Origin of the sequence: Pseudomonas sp. GM41(2012) (genome assembly GCF_000282315.2) — a bacterium.
Taxonomy (GTDB): domain Bacteria; phylum Pseudomonadota; class Gammaproteobacteria; order Pseudomonadales; family Pseudomonadaceae; genus Aquipseudomonas.
Map to the genome: position 1 here is coordinate 477,731 of NZ_AKJN02000007.1, position 24,616 is coordinate 502,346.

General features: G+C 61.0%; 20 protein-coding genes. 14 read left to right on the top strand and 6 right to left on the bottom strand.

Translation table 11 applies throughout. The features are described 5' to 3' along the window. The first annotated feature begins 6 nt into the window (after positions 1 to 6). Positions 7 to 2,286: a phosphoenolpyruvate--protein phosphotransferase gene (ptsP, locus tag PMI27_RS12295; RefSeq protein ID WP_008150516.1), complete on the top strand. Its 2,280-nt coding sequence runs from the start codon at positions 7 to 9 to the stop codon at positions 2,284 to 2,286. Positions 2,287 to 2,510: 224 nt separating this feature from the next. Here the strand turns inward: ptsP and PMI27_RS12290 are convergent, their stop codons facing one another. Further along, complete coding sequence (locus PMI27_RS12290; RefSeq protein ID WP_008150519.1) at positions 2,511 to 3,257, bottom strand: NRDE family protein; 747 nt, start codon at positions 3,255 to 3,257, stop codon at positions 2,511 to 2,513. Positions 3,258 to 3,377: 120 nt separating this feature from the next. Between PMI27_RS12290 and PMI27_RS12285 the strand changes: the two genes are divergently transcribed. The 3 genes from PMI27_RS12285 (at position 3,378) to PMI27_RS12275 (ending at position 6,068) form a co-directional block, all read left to right on the top strand. Then, entirely contained in the window at positions 3,378 to 4,160 is a 783-nt protein-coding gene (locus tag PMI27_RS12285) for a sulfite exporter TauE/SafE family protein (protein WP_033053392.1), read from the top strand. 81 nt (positions 4,161 to 4,241) lie between these two features. Beyond that, positions 4,242 to 5,048 carry a prolipoprotein diacylglyceryl transferase gene (gene lgt, locus PMI27_RS12280; protein WP_008150523.1) on the top strand — a complete coding sequence of 269 codons (807 nt, stop codon included), beginning with the start codon at positions 4,242 to 4,244 and terminating at the stop codon, positions 5,046 to 5,048. Between the two features lie 48 nt (positions 5,049 to 5,096). Next, the gene (locus tag PMI27_RS12275; protein ID WP_008150524.1) at positions 5,097 to 6,068 is read left to right on the top strand and encodes a thymidylate synthase; all 972 of its coding nucleotides are present in this window, start codon (positions 5,097 to 5,099) and stop codon (positions 6,066 to 6,068) included. Between the two features lie 124 nt (positions 6,069 to 6,192). Here PMI27_RS12275 and cadR read toward each other — a convergent pair whose 3' ends face one another. Beyond that, complete coding sequence (gene cadR / locus PMI27_RS12270; protein WP_008150525.1) at positions 6,193 to 6,642, bottom strand: Cd(II)/Pb(II)-responsive transcriptional regulator; 450 nt, start codon at positions 6,640 to 6,642, stop codon at positions 6,193 to 6,195. Between the two features lie 85 nt (positions 6,643 to 6,727). Between cadR and PMI27_RS12265 the strand changes: the two genes are divergently transcribed. From PMI27_RS12265 to PMI27_RS12230, 8 genes are all read left to right on the top strand, one after another. Then, a complete protein-coding gene (locus PMI27_RS12265) occupies positions 6,728 to 9,019 on the top strand; it encodes a heavy metal translocating P-type ATPase (RefSeq protein ID WP_008150526.1) in 2,292 nt (763 codons plus the stop codon). A 16-nt stretch (positions 9,020 to 9,035) separates the two neighbouring features. Beyond that, complete coding sequence (locus PMI27_RS12260; protein ID WP_008150528.1) at positions 9,036 to 9,899, top strand: LysR family transcriptional regulator; 864 nt, start codon at positions 9,036 to 9,038, stop codon at positions 9,897 to 9,899. A 224-nt stretch (positions 9,900 to 10,123) separates the two neighbouring features. Then, on the top strand, positions 10,124 to 11,200 hold the full coding sequence (locus tag PMI27_RS12255; protein WP_008150530.1) for a putative 2-aminoethylphosphonate ABC transporter ATP-binding protein: 1,077 nt from the start codon (positions 10,124 to 10,126) through the stop codon (positions 11,198 to 11,200). Next, positions 11,200 to 12,924, top strand: a complete 1,725-nt coding sequence (locus PMI27_RS12250; protein WP_008150532.1) for a putative 2-aminoethylphosphonate ABC transporter permease subunit — start codon at positions 11,200 to 11,202, stop codon at positions 12,922 to 12,924. The genes PMI27_RS12255 and PMI27_RS12250 overlap by 1 nt, the downstream gene beginning before the upstream one ends. 37 nt (positions 12,925 to 12,961) lie before the next feature. Continuing rightward, on the top strand, positions 12,962 to 13,987 hold the full coding sequence (locus PMI27_RS12245) for a putative 2-aminoethylphosphonate ABC transporter substrate-binding protein (RefSeq protein ID WP_008150535.1): 1,026 nt from the start codon (positions 12,962 to 12,964) through the stop codon (positions 13,985 to 13,987). A 145-nt stretch (positions 13,988 to 14,132) separates the two neighbouring features. Next, positions 14,133 to 15,266 (top strand): TIGR03364 family FAD-dependent oxidoreductase, encoded by a 1,134-nt coding sequence (locus tag PMI27_RS12240; protein WP_008150536.1) that lies wholly within the window; start codon positions 14,133 to 14,135, stop codon positions 15,264 to 15,266. Beyond that, entirely contained in the window at positions 15,266 to 15,832 is a 567-nt protein-coding gene (locus tag PMI27_RS12235) for a phosphonate degradation HD-domain oxygenase (RefSeq protein WP_008150537.1), read from the top strand. The genes PMI27_RS12240 and PMI27_RS12235 overlap by 1 nt, the downstream gene beginning before the upstream one ends. A gap of 85 nt (positions 15,833 to 15,917) precedes the next feature. Beyond that, positions 15,918 to 16,340, top strand: coding sequence for a hypothetical protein (locus PMI27_RS12230; protein WP_008150538.1), 423 nt, complete (start codon positions 15,918 to 15,920; stop codon positions 16,338 to 16,340). A 146-nt stretch (positions 16,341 to 16,486) separates the two neighbouring features. Here the strand turns inward: PMI27_RS12230 and PMI27_RS12225 are convergent, their stop codons facing one another. Both PMI27_RS12225 and PMI27_RS12220 read right to left on the bottom strand, forming a co-directional pair. After that, positions 16,487 to 17,863, bottom strand: a complete 1,377-nt coding sequence (locus PMI27_RS12225; protein ID WP_008150539.1) for a GTPase/DUF3482 domain-containing protein — start codon at positions 17,861 to 17,863, stop codon at positions 16,487 to 16,489. Further along, positions 17,856 to 19,235, bottom strand: coding sequence for a DUF2868 domain-containing protein (locus PMI27_RS12220; protein ID WP_008150541.1), 1,380 nt, complete (start codon positions 19,233 to 19,235; stop codon positions 17,856 to 17,858). Before PMI27_RS12220 ends, PMI27_RS12225 begins: the two co-directional genes overlap by 8 nt. An 85-nt stretch (positions 19,236 to 19,320) precedes the next feature. On the opposite strand from PMI27_RS12220, the gene PMI27_RS12215 reads away from it, so the two are divergent. Continuing rightward, positions 19,321 to 19,833 carry a dihydrofolate reductase gene (locus PMI27_RS12215; protein WP_008150543.1) on the top strand — a complete coding sequence of 171 codons (513 nt, stop codon included), beginning with the start codon at positions 19,321 to 19,323 and terminating at the stop codon, positions 19,831 to 19,833. 119 nt (positions 19,834 to 19,952) lie between these two features. Here PMI27_RS12215 and PMI27_RS12210 read toward each other — a convergent pair whose 3' ends face one another. Then, positions 19,953 to 21,344, bottom strand: a complete 1,392-nt coding sequence (locus PMI27_RS12210) for an L-cystine transporter (RefSeq protein WP_008150546.1) — start codon at positions 21,342 to 21,344, stop codon at positions 19,953 to 19,955. Between the two features lie 255 nt (positions 21,345 to 21,599). Between PMI27_RS12210 and PMI27_RS12205 the strand changes: the two genes are divergently transcribed. Next, entirely contained in the window at positions 21,600 to 22,655 is a 1,056-nt protein-coding gene (locus tag PMI27_RS12205) for a hypothetical protein (protein WP_008150548.1), read from the top strand. A 104-nt stretch (positions 22,656 to 22,759) separates the two neighbouring features. Here PMI27_RS12205 and ilvD read toward each other — a convergent pair whose 3' ends face one another. Beyond that, positions 22,760 to 24,601 carry a dihydroxy-acid dehydratase gene (gene ilvD / locus PMI27_RS12200; RefSeq protein ID WP_008150549.1) on the bottom strand — a complete coding sequence of 614 codons (1,842 nt, stop codon included), beginning with the start codon at positions 24,599 to 24,601 and terminating at the stop codon, positions 22,760 to 22,762. Between the last annotated feature and the right edge of the window lie 15 nt (positions 24,602 to 24,616).

Consider the following 24,616-nt stretch of genomic DNA (forward strand, 5'->3'; position numbering starts at 1 on the left):
CGAGCCATGCTCAATACGCTGCGCAAGATCGTCCAGGAAGTTAACTCCGCCAAGGATCTCAAGGCGGCGTTGGGGATTATTGTGTTGCGCGTCAAAGAGGCCATGGGCAGCCAGGTCTGCTCGGTCTACTTGCTTGACCCTGAGACCAACCGCTTCGTGCTGATGGCCACCGAGGGCTTGAACAAGCGCTCGATCGGCAAAGTCAGCATGGCACCCAACGAAGGTCTGGTCGGCCTGGTCGGCACGCGTGAAGAACCCCTGAACCTCGAAAACGCCGCGGATCACCCGCGCTACCGCTACTTCGCCGAGACTGGTGAAGAGCGCTACGCCTCATTCCTCGGGGCGCCGATCATTCACCACCGCCGCGTCGTCGGCGTGTTGGTCATTCAGCAAAAGGAACGCCGCCAGTTCGATGAAGGTGAAGAAGCCTTCCTCGTGACGATGAGCGCACAACTTGCCGGCGTTATCGCCCACGCCGAAGCCACCGGTTCGATCCGGGGGCTGGGCCGTCAGGGCAAGGGCATCCAGGAAGCCAAGTTCATCGGCGTACCGGGTTCGCCGGGTGCGGCGGTCGGTACCGCGGTGGTCATGCTGCCGCCGGCCGATCTGGACGTGGTGCCGGACAAGACCATCACCGACATCGCCGCCGAACTCGGGCTGTTCAAGACCGCCATCGAAGGCGTACGCGCCGACATGCGCGCCTTGTCCGCCAAGCTGGCGAACCAGTTGCGCCCGGAAGAGCGTGCGCTGTTCGATGTCTACTTGATGATGCTCGACGATGCCTCGCTCGGCAGCGAAATCACCTCCGTGATCAAGACCGGCCAGTGGGCCCAGGGCGCGTTGCGTCAGGTGGTCGCCGAGCACGTCAATCGTTTCGAATTGATGGACGACGCTTACCTGCGTGAGCGCGCCTCGGACGTCAAAGACCTCGGCCGGCGCTTGCTCGCCTACTTGCAGGAAGAGCGTCAGCAGACCCTGGTCTACCCCGACAACACCATTCTGATCAGCGAAGAACTGACGCCGGCAATGCTTGGCGAGGTGCCGGAAGGCAAGCTGGTCGGTCTGGTGTCGGTACTCGGTTCCGGCAACTCCCACGTGGCGATCCTGGCGCGCGCCATGGGTATCCCGACGGTGATGGGCTTGGTCGACTTGCCGTATTCCAAGGTCGACGGCATCCAGATGATCGTCGACGGCTACCACGGCGAGGTCTACACCAACCCCAGCGAAGTGCTGCGCAAGCAGTTCGCCGAAGTGGTCGAGGAAGAGAAACAACTGGCCCTCGGGCTGGATGCTCTGCGGGACTTGCCGTGTGTGACCCTCGATGGTCACCGCATGCCGCTGTGGGTCAACACCGGCCTGCTGGCGGACGTGGCGCGAGCGCAGAAGCGTGGCGCGGAAGGCGTTGGTCTGTACCGTACCGAAGTGCCGTTCATGATCAATCAGAGGTTCCCAAGCGAAAAGGAGCAGCTGGCGATCTACCGCGAGCAGCTCGCCGCGTTCCACCCGCAACCGGTGACCATGCGCAGCCTGGACATCGGCGGCGACAAATCGCTGTCGTACTTCCCGATCAAGGAAGACAACCCGTTCCTCGGCTGGCGCGGCATTCGCGTCACGCTCGACCACCCGGAAATCTTCCTGGTGCAGACCCGCGCCATGCTCAAGGCCAGCGAAGGCTTGAACAACCTGCGGATCCTGCTGCCGATGATCTCCGGCACGCACGAGCTGGAAGAAGCCCTGCACCTGATTCACCGGGCCTGGGGCGAAGTCCGGGACGAAGGCTGCGACGTGCCTATGCCGCCGATCGGCGTGATGATCGAAATTCCGGCGGCGGTTTATCAGACCAAGGAACTGGCGCGGCAAGTGGACTTCCTGTCGGTCGGTTCCAACGACCTGACCCAGTACCTGTTGGCGGTGGACCGAAACAACCCGCGGGTAGCCGACCTCTACGACTACCTGCACCCAGCGGTGCTGCAAGCCCTTCAGAGCGTGGTGCGTGACGCTCATGCCGAAGGCAAGCCGGTGAGTATCTGCGGTGAGATGGCCGGTGACCCGGCAGCGGCAGTGCTGTTGATGGCGATGGGCTTCGACAGCCTGTCGATGAACGCCACCAACTTGCCGAAAGTGAAGTGGATGTTGCGTCAGATCAACCTGAGCAAGGCCAAGGAATTGCTCGCGGAACTGATGACCATCGACAACCCGCAAGTTATCCACAGCTCGCTGCAATTGGCGCTGAAGAACCTTGGGTTGGCGCGGATGATTAATCCGGCTTCGGCGAAGACCCTCTAAACCTGGTGCGACTCTAAAATCGACCCCTCACCCCAGCCCTCTCCCCATGGGGGAGAGGGGGAAAGGGAGCCGATCTCCATGCTGTTCAAACCCTGAGTTCGACTCGATTTCCTCGGTCGCAAAATATCAAAAAAACAACTCGGTCAGTCCCCTCTACCCTCTGGGGCGGTCCGACGTTTCGGGAGGGTTAGGGTGAGGGGTGGTTTTAACTGACACCTCACAATCTAAACCCGCACCTCTACCTCCCCCAAATGCCCGCCATACGGCCCAAAACTCCGCTCCACCATCCACCGCGTCCCATCCGCCTGAACAATCAACGCCGTACTCGCTCGCGTCCCATAAGTCGGACTGGCAATAAACACACTCGACAGCAATGTCTCGGTGGCCAACCCGACCCCGGTATCCGGTAGATCGGCAAACGGCGCCGTCTGCGGATCATTCAGCAACGCCAATAAAGCCTGGGGTTGCGGATCGTCCAGCACTTCCTCCAGCGCTGCCCGCGCCTTGAGCAGTTTCGGCCACGGCGTATCCAGCCCGGCGTTCGACAACCCATAAACCCCCGGTGGCAGCATCACCGCCTCAGTCTCCCGGGCATTGAAGTGCCACAGTTCGTTGGCATTGCCGACCAGCAGGTTAAATCCGGCATATTCCAGCGAACGTCCGACAACGTCCGCCAAGTAGTCATCTATCGACATGTCGCCGGTGAGGAATCGCGCGACCAGTTCACCTCGCGATTTGCGCGCGGGCGGCTGATGCGGATCGCGGATATTGGTCAGTGCGGCGAAACGTCCATTGGCGCCAACACCGAGCCAGGTGCCTCCGGCTTCCAGGTCGCGACCGGCATGCACATGCGGCGCTTCGGGCCATTGCGCCAGCGGCAGGCTGGGCCGGGCATAGAATTCGTCGCGGTTGGCCGCCACGATCAGCGGTTGGGCGTGACCCGGTCGCCAAGCGAAAACAATCAGGCACATAAGGCAGTCCTTGTGTGTTTTCTGCCCACTCTACTCAGTCATCGTGTGGGTATCCATCGCCATCCAGTGGAGCTTGAGGCCATGCATCCGTTACCATGCCGCTCTCATTTGGGGATGCGCATGGAATTTCTGCTCTATCTGGCGCTCGGCGCCTGTGCAGGTGTGCTGGCCGGGCTGTTCGGGGTCGGCGGCGGGATCATTATCGTTCCGGTGCTGGTCTACAGTTTCAAGCTGCAAGGCTTCGATCCGTCGATCCTCACGCACCTGGCGGTCGGCACGTCCCTGGCGACAATCATATTTACCTCGGTCAATGCGATCCGCGAGCATCACCGCCGCGGTGCCGTGCGTTGGCCGATTTTTGCCTGGATGACCCTCGGTATTCTCATCGGCGCCGGTTTCGGCGCGCTGACGGCTGAAGCGATCTCCGGGCCCAACCTGCAGAAAATCATTGGCGTCTTTGCGCTGGTCATCGCTGCGCAACTGGCACTGGATTTCAAACCCAAGGCCAGCCGAACGGTGCCGGGTAAAGTCGGTCTGACCGTGGCCGGCAGTGTGATTGGCTGGGCCTCGGCGATTTTCGGGATTGGTGGCGGCTCACTGACGGTGCCGTTCCTGACTTGGCGCAGCGTACCGATGCAGCAAGCCGTGGCGACTTCATCCGCCTGCGGCCTGCCGATTGCGTTGTCCAGTGCATTATTTTTCATGATTCTGGGCTGGCACGATCCATTGCTGCCGGCCCATAGTCTCGGTTTTGTTTATTTGCCGGCGCTGCTGGGGATCGCCCTGACCAGCATGTTCTTTGCCCGCCTTGGCGCACGACTGGCTCACAGCCTGTCGCCGAGGTTGCTGAAAAGACTGTTCGCCGCTTTGCTGTTCTGCGTGGGCTTGAATTTCCTGCTCTGACGCAGCGCAATCCTGACTTAATCCTGGCGTGACAGCGTCGCCCGGGAATTTTAAAGGTTTCAACTCTAACGAGGAGTCGCAATGCTGCCTTACCCGCAGATCGACCCGGTGGCATTGGCCATCGGTCCGCTGAAAATCCACTGGTACGGCTTGATGTACCTGATCGGCATCGGCGGCGCCTGGCTGCTGGCGTCGCGCCGGTTGAACCGCTTCGACCCGACCTGGAGTAAAGAGAAACTCTCCGACATGGTGTTCTGGATGTCGATGGGGGTCATTGTCGGCGGCCGCTTGGGCTATGTGCTGTTCTACGATCTGAGTGCTTACATCGCCAACCCGCTGTTGATCTTTGAAGTGTGGAAGGGCGGCATGTCGTTCCACGGCGGGTTCATCGGCGTGATGCTGGCCGCGTTGTGGTTCGGTAAAAAGAACGGCAAGTCGTTCTTCCAGCTGATGGACTTCGTCGCACCGATGGTGCCGATCGGTCTGGGCGCCGGACGTATTGGCAACTTCATCAACGCCGAGTTGTGGGGCAAGGCCACCGATGTGCCGTGGGCGATGGTCTTCCCGACCGATCCGGCGCAACTGGCGCGTCACCCGTCGCAGCTCTATCAGTTCGCGCTCGAAGGCGTGGCGCTGTTCGCCATTCTCTGGTTGTTCTCGCGCAAGCCGCGGCCGACCATGGCGGTGTCCGGGATGTTCGCGCTGTTCTATGGCATCTTCCGTTTCATCGTCGAATTCGTCCGCGTACCAGACGCGCAACTGGGCTATCTGGCCTGGAACTGGCTGACCATGGGTCAGGTACTGTGCGTACCGATGATCCTCGGCGGTCTGTACCTGATCTGGCTGGCGTATCACCGTGCACCGGCGGCTCCAGCGGCGGCTGTATAAATTCGAACCCCGGGGCGACGGTCCCGGGTTCAAGGACACAGGTAACTCATGAAGCAATATCTCGAACTGGTCGCCCACGTCATCAAGAACGGCACCAAACAGGCCAACCGCACCGGCGTGAACACCATCAGCTTCCCTGGCGCGATGCTGCGTTATGACCTGAAGGAAGGTTTCCCGGCGATCACCACCCGCAAGATGGCCTTCAAATCGGCTATCGGCGAGATGTGCGGTTTTCTGCGCGGGGTGAACAACGCCGCCGAGTTCCGTGCGCTGGGCTGCAAGGTCTGGGATCAGAACGCCAACGAAAACGCCCAGTGGCTGGCCAACCCGTTCCGCCAGGGCGAAGACGACCTCGGCGAGATCTACGGCGTGCAATGGCGCAAATGGCCGGCGTACAAGCAGATCCCGGTCAGCAACCAGGCCGCCATCGAGCAGACCCTGAGTCAGGGCTACCGCCAGATCGCCGAAGGCGAAGAAGACGGCCAGGCTTACGTGGTGCTGTACAAGGCGATCGACCAGATCCGCCAATGCGTCGACACCATCATCAAGGATCCGGGCAGCCGCCGTATCCTGTTCCACGGTTGGAACGTGGCCCAGCTCGATGAAATGGCTTTGCCGCCGTGCCACTTGCTGTACCAGTTCCACCCGAACGTCGAGACCAAAGAGATTTCTTTGACTCTGTACATCCGCTCCAATGATTTGGGCCTGGGCACGCCGTTCAACCTCACCGAAGGCGCCGCGCTGCTGAGCCTGATCGGTCGCCTGACCGGTTACACGCCGCGCTGGTTCACCTATTTCATCGGTGATGCCCACGTCTATGAAAACCATTTGGACATGCTGAATGAACAGCTCAAGCGCGAGCCGTTCCCGATGCCGAAACTGGTGATCAGCGACCGTGTGCCGGAGTTTGCCAAGACCGGTGTTTATCAGCCGGAGTGGCTGGAGTTGATCGAGCCGGGCGATTTTTCGCTGGAAGGCTACGAGCACCACGCCCCAATGACCGCGCCGATGGCGGTCTAAAGAACTACCGCAGATCCTGTAGGAGCCGAGCTTGCTCGCGATAGCGGTTAATCAGACACATCAATGTTGAATGTGCTGCCGCCATCGCGAGCAAGCTCGGCTCCTACAGGGTTTTGTGGTGTTTTCAGTGGCCGTGACTGCGGCCAATATGGGAATGCTCAACCTCTGTCGCTACAACCCCGCCACTCACTTCAAGCCGCTGCAAAATCCCGCACTGATCGATATCCGGCCCTTCGCTGCAACGTTGGCGCAGGTCGAGCAGTTGTGTCTGCAACGCCATCAACCCGTCGATCCGCGCCTTCACGTGATGAATGTGTTCGTCGATCAACGCATTCACGCTTTCACACTGATCCTGCGGACTGTCGCGCAGGGCCAGCAGGCTGCGGATTTCTTCCAGCGTCATGTCGAGCGTGCGGCAGTTGCGGATGAAAGTCAGGCGCTCGGCGTGGGCCTGGGTGTAGACGCGGTAGTTGCCGTCGCTGCGGGCCGGCTCCGGCAGCAGGTTTTCGCGCTCGTAGTAACGAATGGTTTCCACGGCGCAGTCGGTGAGTTTGGCCAGTTCTCCGATCTTCATGACGGCAATCTCCAAAAGGGTGCTTGACCCTATAGTGGCTACAGGGTCTTTACTTGGCAACAGGCACCTTTCCGGACGCGACCCAATGAGCGATTCCCTTCACACGCACAAACCCGAGGCTGATCACGATCACGATCACGATCACGATCATGATCATGATCACAGCCACAAGCTGCAGCCTGTGCAGAAACATCAGCATGGCGGCCACGGGGATTCCTGCTGTTCCGCCAAAGTGGCGGCACCGTCGCTGATCAAGTTGAGCGAAACCCCAACGGCTGGCGCGCGACTGAGCAATTTCCGCATCGACGCCATGGATTGCCCGACCGAGCAGACGCTGATCGAGAACAAACTCGGCAAACTTGTGGGCGTGCAGCAACTGGAATTCAACCTGATCAACCGCGTGTTGGGCGTCACCCATGACCTGCCGAGCACTGCGCCGATCATCGACGCCATCAAGTCCCTCGGCATGCAGGCCGAGCCGCTGGAGCAGGGCGCTGAACTGCCAGCACCGGCGCCCGAGAAAAAGCCCTGGTGGCCCTTGGCGCTGTCGGGTGTTGGCGCCCTGGTCGCCGAAGTTATCCACTTCACCAACGCTGCGCCGAACTGGGTGGTGGCGGTCATCGCGCTGATCTCGATCCTCAGCGGCGGCCTCGGCACCTATAAAAAGGGCTGGATCGCACTTAAAAACCTCAACCTGAACATCAACGCGCTGATGAGCATCGCGGTGACCGGCGCGATCCTGATCGGTCAGTGGCCGGAAGCGGCGATGGTGATGTTCCTGTTCACCGTGGCCGAGTTGATCGAAGCCAAGTCTTTGGACCGGGCACGCAACGCCATCAGTGGTCTGATGCAGATGACCCCGGAACAGGCCACGGTGCAGCAGGCCGACGGCAGTTGGGTCTTGCAGCCTGTCAAATCCATCGAACTGGGTGCGCGAGTGCGGGTGCGTCCCGGTGAGCGGATTGGTCTGGACGGTGAAGTGGTGGCGGGCAGTTCAACCATCGATCAGGCGCCGATCACCGGTGAAAGCCTGCCAGTGGAGAAGACCATCGGCGATAAAGTCTTCGCAGGCACCATCAACCAGGCCGGTTCCCTGGAGTACTCGGTAACTGCGGCGGCCAACAACTCGACCCTGGCGCGAATCATCCACGCCGTGGAACAGGCCCAGGGCGCGCGGGCACCGACCCAGCGTTTCGTCGACAGCTTCTCGAAAATCTACACCCCGGCGGTGTTCATCCTGGCGCTCGCCGTTGCGGTAATCCCGCCGCTGTTCATGGGCGCCGTATGGTTCGACTGGATCTACCGAGCGCTGGTGTTGCTGGTGGTTGCATGCCCATGTGCGCTGGTGATTTCTACGCCAGTGACCATCGTCAGCGGCCTCGCGGCGGCGGCGCGTAAAGGCATTCTGGTGAAGGGCGGCGTCTATCTGGAGGGCGGTTACAAGCTCGATTACCTGGCGTTGGACAAGACCGGCACGATCACGCACGGCAAACCGGTGCAGACCGATTACCTGTCGCTTGATCCGACCGCAGATGAATTGGCCCCGGCGATTGCGGCGGCGCTGGCCGGTCGCTCCGATCATCCGGTGTCCTTGGCCATTGCCAACGCGGCAGTGGATAAACAATTCGCACCGCTGACTGTGGATAACTTTGAAGCGCTGGCCGGTCGCGGTGTGCGCGGCGAAATCAATGGTCAGGTTTACCACTTGGGTAATCACCGTTTAGTGGAAGAACTGAACCTGTGCTCGCCTGCGCTGGAGGAAAAGCTGTTCGCGCTGGAGAAACAGGGCAAGTCCGTGGTGCTGCTGCTCGACAAATCCGGCCCGCTGGCACTGTTCGCCGTGGCCGACACCGTGAAAGAGTCCAGCCGCGAGGCGATCCAGCAACTGCACGAACTGGGCATCAAAACCCTGATGCTGACCGGCGATAACGTCCACACCGCTCAGGCGATTGCCGTACAAGTCGGCATCGACGAGGCCAAGGGCGATCTGCTGCCGACCGACAAGCTGCAAGCCATCGACGCCCTTTATGCACGGGGCCATAACGTCGGCATGGTCGGCGACGGCATCAACGACGCTCCAGCGCTGGCGCGAGCCGAGATCGGTTTCGCCATGGCGGCGGCGGGCACCGATACCGCCATCGAGACCGCCGATGTCGCCTTGATGGACGACGATCTGCGCAAGATCCCGACCTTCATCCGGCTGTCACGGCAAACCTCAAGCATCCTCAAACAGAACATTGCCCTGGCATTGGTCATCAAAGCGATCTTTCTTGGAGTAACCTTCGCCGGGATCGCCACCATGTGGATGGCGGTGTTCGCCGACATGGGCGTGAGCCTGTTGGTGGTGTTTAACGGTTTGCGCCTGTTGCGCAAATAAGCGATGAGGGAAGGGTGTGCTGAGTGCCGAGCTGAAGGCGTTTTACATGGTTGCCCGTCTGGGCAGCATTACCCTGGCGGCGAAAAAGCTCGGCCTGAGCCAACCCACGGTGACGACGCAGATTCGCAATCTGGAAAGTCAGTACTCGGTTGAACTGTTCTACCGTGGCGGCCGCCGCCTCAGCGTCAGCGATGAAGGTGCGCGGCTGCTGCCGATGGTCAAGGTGCTGTTGCAGCAGGAAGCCGACATCGAGTTTTTCCTGCGCAACAGCGGTCAGGTCCAAGGCACGTTGCGCATCGCCGCGACCGCGCCGTATTACATCCTCGATCTGGTGAAGACCTTTCGCGAGCGCTTGCCGCAGGTGGAAGTGTCAGTGGAAATCGGCAACTCCCAGCAGGTGCTTGAAGCACTGGAGGATTACCGGGTGGATGTCGCGGCGTCGTCGCAGTTGCTTGACGATGCACGGCTGATTCGCCGGGTGCTCGGCAGCGATCCGCTGGTGCTGGCGGTGCATCGCAATCATCCGCTGGCGGTCCACGACCATGTACCGCTCAGTGCGTTGGCCGGGCATACGTTATTGATGCGCGAATCGGGTTCGACCACTCGACGTCTGACCGAGGAATTGCTGGCCGGCGCCGGGGTGAGTTTTGGGCCGCTGCTGGAGATCGGCAGCCGTGAGTCGATCCGTGAGGCGGTGTTGCGCAACATCGGCATCAGCATCATTGCCCGGCAGGAAGTGCCGCATGATCCGCAACTGCGCGTGCTGACCATCGAGAATGCGCCGCAGATTCCCGAGTACTTGTACTGCCTCAAAGAGCGAAAAGGCGCACGGCTGCCGGCGGCGTTTCTGGGGTTGGCGCAGGAAATGGCCCCGGCCTGAAAATCTCTATTGCCTGTTCTGGCCTCATCGCGGGCAAGCCACGCTCCCACAGGATTTGCACAGTCCTGTGGGAGCGTGGCTTGCCCGCGATGGCGTCAGTTCAGACACCGCATGACTTCAACCAAAATCCTTGAATACCACTATCAGCCGTTTTTGCCTCACTGCCACATGACGGACGCATTACAAATCTAGGATGGCCTTCATCTGCTTGATGAGGTCTGTCCATGAACCACTCGATCGCAACTGCCCTGACCAACCCCGGCGCGCCGATGAAAGTGCGCGGCGTGCAGAAGCGCTTCGGCGCCTTCACCGCGCTGGATAACGTGTCCCTCGACGTGGCGGCCGGTGAACTGGTGTGTCTGCTCGGTCCGTCGGGCTGCGGCAAAACTACCTTGCTGCGCTGCATCGCTGGTCTGGAGAAGCAGGACAGCGGCGAGTTGTACCTCGGCGATCGCGACGTTTCCCACCTGGCGCCTCAGGCTCGGGACTACGGCATTCTGTTTCAGTCCTACGCGCTGTTTCCCAATCTCACCGTCGAAGCAAACATCGCCTACGGCCTCGCCGGCAGTGGTCGCGATGAAGTGCGCAAACGTGTAGGTCAGATGCTGGAGCTGGTTGGTCTGATCGGCAGTGAGAAAAAATACCCCGGCCAATTGTCCGGCGGCCAACAGCAGCGCGTCGCACTCGCTCGGGCATTGGCGCCGGCACCTTCGTTGCTGCTGCTGGATGAACCGATGTCGGCCCTCGACGCCCGGGTCCGCGAGCATCTGTGCACCGAACTGCGCCAACTGCAGCGCAACCTCGGCATCACCACCCTGATGGTCACCCACAATCAGGACGAAGCCATGCTGATGGCCGACCGCATCGCCGTGATGAACAACGGCAAGGTCGAGCAATACGCCACACCGCAGGAAATCTACGACCGCCCGGCCACACCGTTTGTGGCGGAGTTCGTCGGCCAGGGCAACTGGTTGCCATTCCAGCGCAGCAGCGACAGCCACGCCCTGGTCGGCGGGATGAACATGCGCTTGGCCGCCGATTCGGGCAACGCCGCATCCGGCCGTTTGTTCTGCCGCCCCGAAGCGATCAACGTCAACCCGTCCGTGCATGAAGAAAACCTGTTCCCGGCCAAGGTTCGCGAAATCACCTTCCTCGGCAATCGTTGCCGCATGAGCTTCGAACTCGATCAACTACCGGGTCATGCGCTGCTGGCGGAACTGGCGCCAGAAGCCATGCCGCGCCTCGGTGCACAGCAGATCATGGTCGCCTTGCCTCCGCGCAGCCTGCAGGTGTTTGCCTGATGAGCGCGAACCTCGCGCTGCCGATACCGCACAAGCAGGTTCGGCAGACCTCCCGTGCCGAGATCGGCGACCGGGTGTTCGTGGTCGGCGGCAAGGTCCTGTTGCTGGTGTTACTCGGCGTTGCGGTACTGATGCCGTTGCTGGCGATCTTCTGGCGCGGCTTCAGCTCCGAAGCCGGGCAGGGTGGCGGTCTGGTGGCCGCCCGTGAATTGGTGACCAGTGCCAATTTCCACTGGTTGCTCGGCAACAGTTTGAAAGTGTCCCTCAGCGTGGCGGCGATTGTCGTACCGCTGGCTTACCTGTTTGCCTACGCCCTGCAACGCACATTGATTCCGGGTAAAGGTATCTGGCGCGGCATGTCGCTGTTGCCGCTGATGGCGCCGTCGATGTTGCCGGGCATTGCGCTGGTTTATCTGTTCGGCAACCAGGGCATGCTGCGCGGTTTGCTTTCGGACAATATCTACGGCTTCTGGGGCATTGTTCTGGGTGAGGTCATCTACACCTTCCCACACGCGCTGATGATTCTGCTGTCGGCGCTGTCCCTGGCGGATGCGCGACTGTTCGATGCCGCCTCCAGCATGGGCGCGAGTCCGGCAAAAGCCTTCCGCAGCATTACCTGGCCGGCGACGCGTCAGGCCGTGTTCGCCGCGTTCTGTCTCGTCTTCACGTTGACCATCACCGACTTCGGCGTGCCCGTGGTGGTCGGTGGCGACTATCAAGTGCTGGCGCTGGAAGCCTACAAAGCCGTGGTCGGCCAGCAACAATTCGGTCGCGGCGCGTTGATTGGCATGGTCCTGCTGCTGCCGGCGCTGTTCAGCTTCGGTGTCGATGCCTGGTTGCGTCGGCGTCACGGCGATTCCATGAGCGGTCGGGCGCAGGTCTTTCAACCGGCGCCGTCGAAACTGCGGGACGGTTGCTACCTGGCCATCGTGCTGCTGATCTGCGCGGTGTTGCTGCTGGTGTTCGGCATGGCGGTGTACTCGTCACTGGTGAAATTCTGGCCGTACAACCTGTCGCTGTCGCTCAACCATTACCAGTTCAACGACACGGCGGGCGTTGGCTGGCTGGCCTACGGTAACAGCGTGAAGATGGCGTTGTGCACGGCGTTGATCGGCAGCGTGCTGATCTTCACTGGCGCCTACCTGATGGAAAAAACCAAGGGCCAGCACGGGCTGAATCTGACACTGCGCATGCTCAGTTTCGTACCGATGGCGGTGCCGGGTCTGGTGCTGGGCCTGGGTTATGTTTTCTTCTTCAACCTCACCGGCAACCCGCTGCATGTGCTCTACGGGAGCATGACCCTGCTGGTGGTTTGCACCATTGCTCACTATTTGACCACCGCGCAAATGACCGCCACCACCGCACTGCGCCAACTCGACGCCGAGTTCGAAGCCGCCGCGCTGTCGCTCAAGGCGCCGCTGTATCGGCATTACCTGCGGGTCACCGTGCCGATCTGTCTGCCGGCGCTGCTGGACATCGTGCGCTACCTGTTCGTCTCGGCCATGACCACCGTCTCGGCAGCGATCTTCCTCTACAGCCCCGACACCATCCTTGCGGCGGTGGCGGTGCTGAACATGGACGACGCCGGCAACGTCGGCGGCGCAGCGGCGATGTCGACCCTGATTCTGTTCACCTCGGCGGGCGTGTCCCTGCTGCTGGCCTGGGCTTCGCGCGGTTTGCTGCGTCGCTCCCAGGCCTGGCGGCAGACCGCGCCTGGTCATTGATTCGCTTCAACCCCTCAACTCAAAACAGGAAAAGATCATGTTCAAGCCCCTGGCCCTGGCCGCTGCTGTCCTCACCGCTTTCAGCCTGAACGCCTTCGCGGCGAAAACCGAGTTGACGGTGTACACCGCCCTCGAAGCCGAACAACTGAAGACCTATAAAGAAGCTTTCGAAAAAGCCAACCCGGACGTCGAAATCAAGTGGGTGCGCGACTCCACCGGCATCATCACCGCCAAACTGCTGGCCGAAAAAGCCCGCCCGCAAGCCGACGCAGTCTGGGGCCTGGCGGCTTCAAGCCTGGCAATCCTCGACCAGCAAGGCATGCTGCAAAGCTATGCGCCGAAGGACCTGGGCAAGATCGGCGGCAACTACCGCGATGCCGCCAACCCACCAGCCTGGGTCGGCATGGACGTCTGGGCCGCGACCATTTGCTTCAACACCGTCGAAGCCGAGAAACAGGGTTTGAGCAAACCGGTGAGCTGGCAGGACCTGACCAAGCCTGAGTACAAAGGCAAAATCGTGATGCCGAACCCGGCCTCGTCCGGCACCGGTTTCCTCGACGTCAGCGCCTGGCTGCAAACCTTCGGCGAGAAGCAGGGCTGGGCCTACATGGATGGCCTGCACCAGAACATCGGCCAGTACGTTCACTCCGGCTCCAAGCCTTGCAAACTGGCGGCGGCGGGCGAATTCCCGATCGGCATTTCCTTTGAATACCCGGCCGTTCAGTTAAAGCGTCAAGGTGCGCCACTGGACATCATCCTGCCGAAAGAGGGCCTGGGCTGGGAGATCGAAGCGACGGCTGTGATCAAGGGCACACCGCACGAAGAGGCGGCGAAGCAACTGGCTGACTTCTCCGCCAGCCCTGCAGCGATGGAGCTTTATAAAGAGAACTTCGCCGTCCTCGCGCAACCGGGTATTGCCAAGCCACAGACCGAATTACCGGCGGATTATGAGCAGCGTTTGATCAAGAACGACTTCGCCTGGGCGTCGAAGAATCGCGACGAAATCCTGACCGAATGGCGTAAGCGCTATGACGGCAAGTCCGAGAAAGTGGCTGCCAAGTAAGATCTTCATCGGCTGACAGGGCCTCATCGCGAGCAGGCTCACTCCCACATTGGATCTCCAGTGGATGGAGATTTGGGGTTGTCCCCAATCAACTGTGGGAGCGAGCCTGCTCGCGATAGCGGTCGTGAATTCAGGACAAAACCCCATGACACACCACAACGACATGCTGATCGTCGGCGCCGGCATCCTCGGTCTGTCCCACGCCTATGCCGCCGCCAGGCGCGGTCTGAAAGTCACCGTTTTCGAGCGCAGCGAAACGCCTTTGGGCGCCTCGGTGCGCAACTTCGGTCAGGCCCTGGTCACCGGCCAACCACCGGGCCCGATGCTCGAACTGGCCAAAGCCAGCCGCGAGATCTGGGGCCAATGGGCTCAACTCGCCGGCCTGCAACTCAAGCGCAACGGCTCGTACCTGTTTGCCCGCACCGAAGCCGAAGAACATCTGCTGGAAGCCTTCTGCGCCGGTCGCGCCGTGGAACACGGTTACCGCGTCGACCTGTTGCGTGGCGCTGTATTACGGGATTTGTACCGCGGCCAATTCAGCCATCACCGCGCCGCGTTGCACGGGATGGACGATCAGCAACTGTATTCCCGTGAAGCCATTCCAGCGTTGATCGACTACCTGCGTCGCCAGCTCGGCGTCACGTTTCACTTCTCCACACTCGTGCGCGACATCGAGCCCGGCCGCTTGCACAGCACCGCCGGATCCTTCAGTGCCGAGCAGATCATCGTCTGTTCCGGCCACGATTATCAGACGCTGCTGGCCGAGCCGATCGCCGAGCTCAACCCGCAAATCTGCCGCCTGCAAATGCTTCGCGCCCGACCGCAAATCAATCTCAACCTGCAACACGCGCTGCTTACCGGTTTGAGCTGCGTGCACTACGGCGCTTTCGCCGATCTGCCGGAAGCCGCCGCTGTACAGGCGCAAATTCTGCGAGACGCGCCGCACCTGCATGAAAACGGCATTCACCTGCTGATCAGCCCGACACCGTATGGCGAATTAATCATCGGCGACTCCCACCATCACGGCAGCGACCCGTCGCCGTTCAACGCCGAGCAGGTGGATAACTGGATGATTGAACTGGCCGAGCAGACGTTGGGCTGCAAGGTACAAGTGGTCGAGCGCTGGCAGGGCGTCTATGGTTCACGGGGGCCGGGGCCGTTCTCGTTCCTGCGGCCGATGCCGGGCGTGAGCGTGGCACTGATGCACACGGGTGTCGGCATGAGCGTCGGGCCGGCGATGGCTGAACGTAACGTAGCGACTGTGTTGGGAGAGCTTTGATGGACCGCAATGAGCAAGTGATCGCCGAGGTGTTCGGTCTGTACGAGCGCTTTGGCGACAGCGATTACATCGGCGAACCGGTGTCGCAGATCGAGCACATGTCCCAGGCCGCCGAACTGGCCATGGCCGAGGGCTTCGATGACGAAGTGGTGCTGGCCGCGTTCTTCCACGACATCGGGCATATCTGCGCAGAGAGTGCCGAGAACATGGGCGGCTTCGGCATGGTCAGTCACGAGCGCCTGGGCGCGGATTATTTACGCCGCGCAGGTTTCAGCGAGCGCATGGCGCGGCTGGTGGAGTATCACGTTCAGGCCAAGCGTTATCTGACGCTCAAAGAGCCTGGGTACTACGAGCGTTTGAGCGAAGCCAGTCGTCGGACGCTGGAGTATCAGGGCGGGGTGATGACGGCGGCCGAGGCTGAAGCGTTCGAGCAGGACCCGTTGTGCGAGATCAGTCTGCGGATGCGCCAGTGGGATGAGTTGGCGAAGGAAATGCGGGTGCCAGTGATCGATCTCGAGGTTTTAAAGCGTAAAGCCGCGAGTGTCTTGTCCGGCGAGGCGCGCTGATTTGTCTCACAGGCAATCGAGAAACGGTGGATGGATCGCCTTGCGGTAACGGTTCAATCTGGGCTTTTCGCAAGGAAACGCACGGATGCGTTATTTGAAAGTGATTGCACAGGATCGAAGCGGGAAGGGCACGGCAGATACCGTTCATTTCCAGTTCTATGAAGATGAACAATTGCAGCGTGAGGCGACGGATGCGGATCGGCAACAGCTCAGGTCGCTCGGCAAAACCTATTTGAAATGCGCCTGGTTCAACGAGGGGGAAGGTGAGGAGCGGCACTTGCGCATCTTCTCGCAGAATCCATCCGCTGACGGCACACCTGAAACGGTGCGGCTACATTTTCACGAGGGGCAGAAGATTGCCTATAAAGCCGCGGCTCACGATCTTGATAACGATGGTGGACTGGAGGTGATACTGAGTTCGGATGTGGACAATGACGGACGCGCGGATCGCACGGATCGGCGACGAGTCGCCTCGATGGTGGAGGAGTTTTTGAAGCTCGGCGTATAAACCCGGGACCGAGTCGCTGCATTCGCGAGCAAGCCCGCTCCCACATTTAATCTGCAGTGATTAGAGGTTTTGTGTACGACGCAAATCCAATGTGGGAGCGGGCTTGCTCGCGAAGAGGCCCGCCTGAACTGCACATCACTCGGGCTTTACAACTGTTGCGCCAACACCTCAACCTGCTCTTGGCGCTCCCCCTGGCTCAACTTCGAATGCGGATTAAGCGAAGACCACTGCGGATGCGCCCGGGCCTTGTTCAGCGGTTCGGGCAGTTTGCCTTCGCGCCAGGTCTTGTCCTGTGGTGTGGCGACCTGAATGCTGTCCATCGCCGCATGCCCGCGGGCATTCAGCGCTTGCAGCAGTTGTCGCTGACGCAGCGCCAATAGACGCAGCACGCTGTCGTCAACGGTCAGCTCGCGCTGGCCTTTGATCTTACCCATCAACCGACTGCCATAGCTGCGGGCCGTTTGTAGGGCGCCACCGGCAATCGCGCCAGCCAATGCGGCCGCACCGAGGGTCAGGCCGCCGACCAGCAAATCGACCCCGGCCCCGGCTGCCGCGCCGGCCGCGATACCGCCACCGACTCGCACGCCGAGCTGTTTCAGGGTTTCCGGGTTGAACAAGTCATCGCCCCAACGGCCATCGAGCAGCGGCAAATCACTGGCCGCCGCGTCCTGTGGACGGAAGGCGTAGAGCTTGAGCAGCGCTTCGACGCAGCGTTGTTCCCGTTGTCGAACCGCTTTGCGCAGTTCATTGATAGCCTGCTGTTCTTGCTCGGCTTCGCTGACCACACTGCGCCGGCACGCGGCGCAGTCGATCAATAATTCGGCAATCAGCCGCGCCGCACTCTGTTGCCGGGCCTGGCGTTGGGCTTGCTGATCGGCGATCAGGCGTTCCAGTTGTGGGCGGGCGTTTTCCAGCAGCAGGGCGAGGCTTTCATACAGTCGACGTTCGCCGTCCTCCGGCGGTGCGACGCTGTCGAAACGCACCAAGGCGTGCAAGCCCAGACGTGCCAACGCTTCGCGCCAATCCGGTTCGCGGTGGTTGGCGCTGCTGACAAAATTCAGCACCGGCAGCAGCGGTTTGCCGCAGCTGGCCAACACTTCCAGTTCGTCGCGGTACTTGGCCAGCACCGGTTCCCGGGCGTCGATCACGTAGAGACCGGCGTCGCAGGTCAGCAGTTGCCGCAGTACCTTGGCTTCCTGTTCGAAACGCTGCCGCGCTTCGCTGCCCTCAAGAAAGCGCGCCAGACGCGCCGGGCCGTCCAGGCGTTCACCCGGTCGTTCCAGACGTTCGAGGTAGTCGAGCAGGGCGATGGCATCTTCCAGGCCCGGTGTGTCGAACAGATCGAGCAACGGCTCGCCGTCTACCGACAACCGTGCGCCTTCCACGTGTCGAGTGGTGCTGGGGCGATGAGAGACTTCGCCGAAACCGACATCGCGGGTCAGGGTGCGCAGCAACGAGGTTTTGCCGACGTTGGTGTGGCCGACCACCGCGAGCTTCAAGGGCGCTTTCCATGGATTAGTCATGACCGCTCTCCAGCCAGTTCAACGGCGCGCAATCGGCGAACGGCAAGTCCAGCTGTTGCAGCGCCACGTGCCAGTCGCCCAGCCTTTCGGCGTCCAGCGCTTCGCCCGGCGGAGCTTGCAGCAGCCAGACGCGGGTGGCGCTGGCGCTGCGGGCCAGTTCGGCGATCAGTGCCAGACTGCCGCGGTCCGGCGAACGTCGCGGATCGCAGGCGATGGCCAGGCGGGCCGGGGGAAAGCGGCTCAGCTGTTCGAGGAGTTTGTGCCGCGATTCGCGACTGTCGAGGATGCCGGCGTTGCTCACGGATTTCGGCAGTGGCGGCGGCCAAGGGCGTTGGTCGTCCAGCTCGATGGCCACCAACAGCGCGCCATCGCTTGGCAGGTCGCTGACACCGCTTTCAATACGATGCAATTGCTCTGGCTCAGCGTCGCTGATGCCCAGGCGTTCACTGGTCGGCATCAACCGTTCGCGCAGTTGGGCGTAACCGGGCAGGTTCAAATCCAGATGCAATGCCGCTTGCCCGGTTTTCCAGCGCCACAGGCAAAACAGCGCCAGCAACAGTCGCGGCGAAACTCCGTAGACCACCAGCACGCCGACCAACCAAGTTGCCCAGGCCTGACGAGCGCTTTCGATATTCAAAGCGGCGTCGCCGCTGGCGCGGATCATTTCCACGGTCGGAACGTTGAAACCCAGCATGGCCGGCAGGGCGCCGAGGGCCTGGGTCATGGCGACGAAGGTGTCGCCGCCCAGGAGCGTGGTTTCCCAGACGAAGCCATAACGCCGGGTCGCCATCAGCATCAACAGCATGACCAGCGCGCTGAGCATCGCCAGCAACCACAAGCCGTTGACCAGTACGCCGACCGCCCAGCGATTGAGTTTCTGTCGTTGCAGCAAGAGCAGCAGGGCCGGGGCCAGTTGCGCGGCTTTGGCATCGCGGGCGAGTTTTTCGCTGAGCCATAACCATAAGCGGCCGAGGGTAGCGCCGTGTTCGCCGGCGAAGACCAGGCCCAACGCCCAGCTCAGCAATAGAATCAGGTTCAGCCCGAGCAGACTGCCCAAGGCCCAGAACACATTGACCGGGATTTGTCCGTCACCCAGCGCGGCAAACGCCAGACCGGCGCCGCTGGCAATGGCCAGCACCGCCATCACGATCAGCGCCAGACGCGCGCCTTGAAGCCAATGTTTGAGGGCGCTGGTCAGCCCATCGCGCTCGGCCAGCCACAGGGCACGGCGTTGAATACGTGTCGGCAGATCGCCGCCCGCGCTGCGGGCCAGTCGGTTGGCTTCCAGATCATCCAGGGGACCGGCGTGTTCTTCACGCAGGCGCACCGTCTCGGTCAGCCAGAGGTTTTGCAGTGGAGTCAGTTCAGTCACGCGGCATCCCGTCGCTCAATTGAACGGTGAGCATAACCGCTGTGGCGCTTATCGGGGTACGGGAGGCTCTGGTATCCTCGCCGGCATGACTAAATCACTCCCCCTCAGCCTGATTGCAGCCCTCGGTGAAAACCGTGTGATCGGCGTCGACAACAGCATGCCCTGGCACTTGCCGGGGGACTTCAAATACTTCAAGGCCACGACGCTCGGCAAGCCGATCATCATGGGTCGCAAGACCTGGGATTCCCTCGGTCGACCGTTGCCGGGCCGGTTGAACATCGTGGTCAGCCGTCAGGCGGATCTGGCGTTGGAAGGCGCGGAGGTTTATCCGTCGCTGGAGGCTGCAGTGGTTCGCGCTGAAGAGTGGGCTCGGGAGCAGGGCGTCGATGAGCTGATGCTGATTGGTGGGGCGCAGTTGTATTCGCAAGGGATGGCGCAGGCTGATCGGTTGTATTTGACGCGCGTGGCGTTGAGCCCGGAAGGGGATGCGTGGTTTCCGGAGTTTGATTTGAACCAGTGGAAACTGGTGTCGAATGTTCCGAATCCAGCGGAAGGCGATAAGCCGGCGTACAACTTCGAGGTGTGGGAAAAGGCCTAAAAGCATCGCGGGCAAGCCCGCTCCCACAGTTTTAGTGGTGTTCACACGTTATGTGTTTCACCACAATTCCTGTGGGAGCGGGCTTGCCCGCGAAGAGGCCCGCTCAGGCAACGAAAGACTTAGGCGTGAGCCAACGACCCATGCTCATCCGCATCCAACAGCTCTTTATCGGTCTGCTGCATGATCTGGCTGGTAATCGCGCCGGCGGTAATCGAACCACTCACATTCAACGCCGTACGGCCCATATCAATCAGCGGCTCAACCGAAATCAGCAACGCCACCAGTGACACCGGCAAGCCCATCGCCGGCAACACGATCAACGCGGCAAACGTCGCGCCACCACCAACCCCCGCCACACCGGCCGAACTCAGCGTCACAATCGCCACCAGCGTCGCGATCCACAGCGGGTCCAACGGGTTGATGCCCACGGTTGGCGCGACCATCACTGCCAACATCGCCGGGTACAGACCGGCACAACCGTTCTGGCCAATGGTCGCGCCAAACGACGCGGCGAAACTGGCGATGGACTGTGGAATACCCAAACGGCTGGTCTGGGCTTCGATGCTCAGCGGAATGGTCGCAGCGCTGGAGCGGCTGGTGAAAGCAAACGTCAGCACCGGCCAGATCTTGCGGAAGAAGCGCAGCGGGTTGATCCCGGCGGCCGAGACCAGCAGGCCATGGACCACAAACATCAGGCCCAGCCCGATGTAGGAAACCACCACGAAACTGCCAAGTTTGATGATGTCCTGCAGGTTGGAGCCAGCGACCACTTTGGTCATCAGCGCCAATACGCCGTACGGGGTCAGCTTCATCACAAGACGCACCAGGCGCATCACCCAGGCTTGCAGGGTGTCGATGGCGTTGATCACTTTCTGACCTTTCTCGACGTCATCTTTCAACAGTTGCAGCGCCGCGACCCCAAGGAACGCAGCAAAAATCACTACGCTGATGATCGAGGTCGGCTTCGCGCGAGCGAGGTCGGCGAACGGGTTTTGTGGAATGAACGACAGCAACAGCTGCGGCACATTCAGGTCGGCAACCTTGCCCGCGTAGTCGGTCTGGATGGTTTGCAGGCGGGCCAATTCCTGAGTCCCGGCTACCAGGCCTTCGGCGGTCAGGCCGAAGAGGTTGGTCAACCCGATACCGATCAGCGCCGCAATGGCCGTGGTGAACAGCAGCGTGCCGATGGTCAGGAAGCTGATTTTGCCCAGCGACGAAGCGTTGTGCAGACGGGCCACAGCGCTGAGGATCGAGGCGAACACCAGCGGGATCACGATCATTTGCAGCAACTGCACGTAACCGTTGCCCACCAGATCGAACCAGCCGATCGAGGCTTTCAGTACCGGGTTGCCGGCACCGTAAACGGTGTGCAGAGCCACACCGAACACCACGCCCAGCACCAGCGCGAGCAGGACTTTTTTCGCCAGGCTCCAGGTGGTGTGACGGGTTTGCGCCAGGCCAAAGAGCAGGGCGAGGAACACCAGCAGATTGAGGATCAGCGGCAGATTCATTGGAACTCCGATAAAGACTTGTGCCGGCTACCTTCCGGGGCAGCCGCGAACCGGCAAGCCTAACAGCTTGATATCTAATGAATTAATATCAAAAACATCTGATTACTGTCGTTTTTGGAATAAGCGAGTGTCGCTGGCAGAGATGCAGCTGGCGTAATAGGGACGCAAGCGGTCGCGGGCAGACGAGGGCTGTCATATTAATTTGATAGCGTCGAGCTCTTTGAATCAGGGTCTTTTAATAAGGGAAGCATGCCGATGAAGCTCGCACCGAAATTTCTGGTTGCCGCACTCTGCCTGGGCCTTGCCGGCCAGGTATTCGCTACGGATTTGAAGCATTGGCCGGCCGATCAGGCCAAGGCGCTGGACGCAATGATTGCCGCCAACGCCAACAAAGGTAACTACGCGGTGTTCGACATGGACAACACCAGTTACCGCTACGACCTCGAAGAGTCGTTGCTGCCGTTCATGGAAAACAAGGGCCTGATCACCCGCGAGAAACTCGATCCGTCCCTGAAACTGATGCCGTTCAAAGACACTGCCGACCACAAGGAAAGCCTGTTCAGCTACTACTATCGCCTCTGCGAAGTCGACGACATGGTCTGCTATCCATGGGTCGCCCAAGTGTTCTCCGGCTTCACCCTCCAGGAACTCAAAGGCTACGTCGATGAGATGATGGCGTCCGGTAAACCGGTGCCGGCGACGTATTACGAAGGCGACGTGGTCAAGAAGCTCGACGTCAACCCGCCGAAAATCTTCACCGGCCAGAAAGAGCTCTACAACAAGCTGATGGAGAACGGCATCGAGGTCTACGTGATGACCGCCGCCTCCGAAGAACTGGTGCGCATGGTCGCCGCCGATCCGAAGTACGGCTACAACGTCAAACCGCAGAACGTAATCGGCGTGAGCTTGTTGCTCAAGGACCCGAAGACCGGCGAGCTGACCACGGCGCGCAAGCAGATCACCGCGGGCAAGTATGACGAGAAGGCCAACCTCGGCCTCGAGCTGACCCCGTACCTGTGGACCCCGGCGACCTGGATGGCCGGCAAGCACGCGGCGATCCTGACCTACATCGACGAGTGGAAAAAACCGGTGCTGGTGGGCGGCGATACCCCGAGCAGCGACGGTTACATGTTGTTCCACGATGTCGACGTGGCCAAGGGTGGCATCCACTTGTGGGTCAACCGCAAAGACAAATACATGACCCAGATTAACGGCATGATGGCCAAGCACGCCGCAGCTCAGACCAAGGAAGGGTTGCAGGTTACGGCGGACAAGAACTGGGTGATTGTGAAGCCTGAGGAGATTCAGTAAGACCGAGGCGCTGCCATCGCGAGCAAGCTCGCTCCCACAGTTGACCGAGTAGACCAAAAAAAACCCCGCACTTGGCGGGGTTTTTTGTCTTCGACAGTTAAGTTTTACAGCCCGTCGAGCATCGCCTTGTTACGCACAGCACCCTTGTCGGCGCTGGTCGCCAGCAGGGCGTAGGCCTTCAGTGCAGTGGTCACCTTGCGTGGACGTTTTTCCACAGGCTTCCAGCCTTTCTGATCCTGCTCGGCACGGCGACCGGCCATTTCTTCGTCGCTGATCAACAGGTTGATCGAGCGGTTCGGAATGTCGATCAGCACTTTGTCGCCATCCTGTACCAGACCAATCGCGCCGCCCGCCGCCGCTTCTGGCGAAGCGTGGCCGATGGACAGGCCCGAGGTGCCGCCGGAGAAGCGACCATCGGTGAGCAGGGCGCAAGCTTTGCCCAGGCCTTTGGATTTCAGGTACGACGTCGGGTACAGCATTTCCTGCATGCCCGGGCCACCTTTCGGGCCTTCGTAACGGATGATCACGATGTCGCCGGCTTTCACTTCGTCAGCGAGGATGCCGCGTACGGCGCTGTCCTGGCTTTCGAAGATCTTCGCGTTGCCTTCGAACACGTGGATCGACTCGTCGACGCCGGCGGTTTTCACCACGCAGCCGTCCAGCGCGATGTTGCCGTAGAGAACGGCCAGGCCGCCTTCTTTCGAGTAGGCGTGTTCGACACTGCGGATGCAGCCGTTTTCACGGTCGTCGTCCAGGGTTTCCCAACGGGTCGACTGGCTGAACGCGGTTTGCGTCGGGATCCCCGCGGGACCGGCCTTGAAGAAGTGATGCACCGCTTCGTCGTCGGTCTGGGTGATGTCCCACTTGGCGATGCCTTCGGCCAGGGTTTTGCTGTGCACGGTCGGCAGGTCGGTGTGCAGCAGACCGCCACGGGCCAGCGAGCCGAGGATGCTGAAGATCCCACCGGCGCGGTGCACGTCTTCCATGTGGTACTTCTGGATGTTCGGCGCAACTTTGCACAGTTGCGGCACGTGACGGGAGAGACGGTCGATGTCGCGCAGGTCGAAATCGATCTCGGCTTCCTGGGCCGCGGCCAGCAAGTGCAGGATGGTGTTGGTGGAACCGCCCATGGCGATGTCCAGCGTCATGGCGTTTTCGAACGCCTTGAAGTTGGCGATGTTGCGCGGCAATACCGACTCATCGTTGTCGCCGTAGTAACGCTTGCACAGCTCGACGATGGTGCGGCCGGCCTGCAGGAACAGCTGTTCGCGGTCGCTGTGGGTGGCCAGGGTCGAACCGTTGCCTGGCAATGCCAGGCCCAGGGCTTCAACCAGGCAGTTCATCGAGTTGGCGGTGAACATGCCGGAGCACGAGCCGCACGTCGGGCAGGCGCTGCGCTCGTACTCAGCGACTTTCTCGTCAGAAGCGCTGGAGTCGGCGGCGATCACCATGGCGTCGACGAGGTCGAGACCGTGGCTGGCCAGTTTGGTCTTGCCGGCTTCCATCGGGCCGCCGGAAACGAAGATCACCGGGATGTTCAGGCGCAGGGCGGCCATCAGCATGCCAGGGGTGATCTTGTCGCAGTTGGAGATGCAGACGATCGCATCGGCGCAGTGAGCGTTGACCATGTACTCGACGGAGTCGGCGATGATCTCGCGGCTCGGCAGCGAATACAGCATGCCGTCGTGGCCCATGGCGATGCCGTCATCCACTGCGATGGTGTTGAATTCTTTGGCGACACCGCCGGCGCGTTCGATTTCTCGGGCGACCAGTTGGCCCAGGTCCTTGAGGTGGACGTGGCCCGGTACGAACTGGGTGAAGGAGTTGGATATGGCGATGATCGGCTTTTTGAAGTCGTCATCTTTCATCCCCGTTGCGCGCCACAGTGCGCGGGCGCCGGCCATGTTGCGGCCATGGGTGGATGTTTTCGAGCGGTAATCAGGCATGAAGCACTCCGGGCG

Excerpts from the sequence above, each read along its gene's own strand:
- ptsP (WP_008150516.1), top strand. The coding sequence starts at position 7 with ATGCTCAATACGCTGCGCAAGATCGTCCAGGAAGTTAACTCCGCCAAG.
- PMI27_RS12290 (WP_008150519.1), bottom strand. The coding sequence starts at position 3,257 with ATGTGCCTGATTGTTTTCGCTTGGCGACCGGGTCACGCCCAACCGCTG.
- PMI27_RS12285 (WP_033053392.1), top strand. The coding sequence starts at position 3,378 with ATGGAATTTCTGCTCTATCTGGCGCTCGGCGCCTGTGCAGGTGTGCTG.
- lgt (WP_008150523.1), top strand. The coding sequence starts at position 4,242 with ATGCTGCCTTACCCGCAGATCGACCCGGTGGCATTGGCCATCGGTCCG.
- PMI27_RS12275 (WP_008150524.1), top strand. The coding sequence starts at position 5,097 with ATGAAGCAATATCTCGAACTGGTCGCCCACGTCATCAAGAACGGCACC.
- cadR (WP_008150525.1), bottom strand. The coding sequence starts at position 6,642 with ATGAAGATCGGAGAACTGGCCAAACTCACCGACTGCGCCGTGGAAACC.
- PMI27_RS12265 (WP_008150526.1), top strand. The coding sequence starts at position 6,728 with ATGAGCGATTCCCTTCACACGCACAAACCCGAGGCTGATCACGATCAC.
- PMI27_RS12255 (WP_008150530.1), top strand. The coding sequence starts at position 10,124 with ATGAACCACTCGATCGCAACTGCCCTGACCAACCCCGGCGCGCCGATG.
- PMI27_RS12250 (WP_008150532.1), top strand. The coding sequence starts at position 11,200 with ATGAGCGCGAACCTCGCGCTGCCGATACCGCACAAGCAGGTTCGGCAG.
- PMI27_RS12245 (WP_008150535.1), top strand. The coding sequence starts at position 12,962 with ATGTTCAAGCCCCTGGCCCTGGCCGCTGCTGTCCTCACCGCTTTCAGC.
- PMI27_RS12240 (WP_008150536.1), top strand. The coding sequence starts at position 14,133 with ATGACACACCACAACGACATGCTGATCGTCGGCGCCGGCATCCTCGGT.
- PMI27_RS12235 (WP_008150537.1), top strand. The coding sequence starts at position 15,266 with ATGGACCGCAATGAGCAAGTGATCGCCGAGGTGTTCGGTCTGTACGAG.
- PMI27_RS12230 (WP_008150538.1), top strand. The coding sequence starts at position 15,918 with ATGCGTTATTTGAAAGTGATTGCACAGGATCGAAGCGGGAAGGGCACG.
- PMI27_RS12225 (WP_008150539.1), bottom strand. The coding sequence starts at position 17,863 with ATGACTAATCCATGGAAAGCGCCCTTGAAGCTCGCGGTGGTCGGCCAC.
- PMI27_RS12215 (WP_008150543.1), top strand. The coding sequence starts at position 19,321 with ATGACTAAATCACTCCCCCTCAGCCTGATTGCAGCCCTCGGTGAAAAC.
- PMI27_RS12210 (WP_008150546.1), bottom strand. The coding sequence starts at position 21,344 with ATGAATCTGCCGCTGATCCTCAATCTGCTGGTGTTCCTCGCCCTGCTC.
- PMI27_RS12205 (WP_008150548.1), top strand. The coding sequence starts at position 21,600 with ATGAAGCTCGCACCGAAATTTCTGGTTGCCGCACTCTGCCTGGGCCTT.
- ilvD (WP_008150549.1), bottom strand. The coding sequence starts at position 24,601 with ATGCCTGATTACCGCTCGAAAACATCCACCCATGGCCGCAACATGGCC.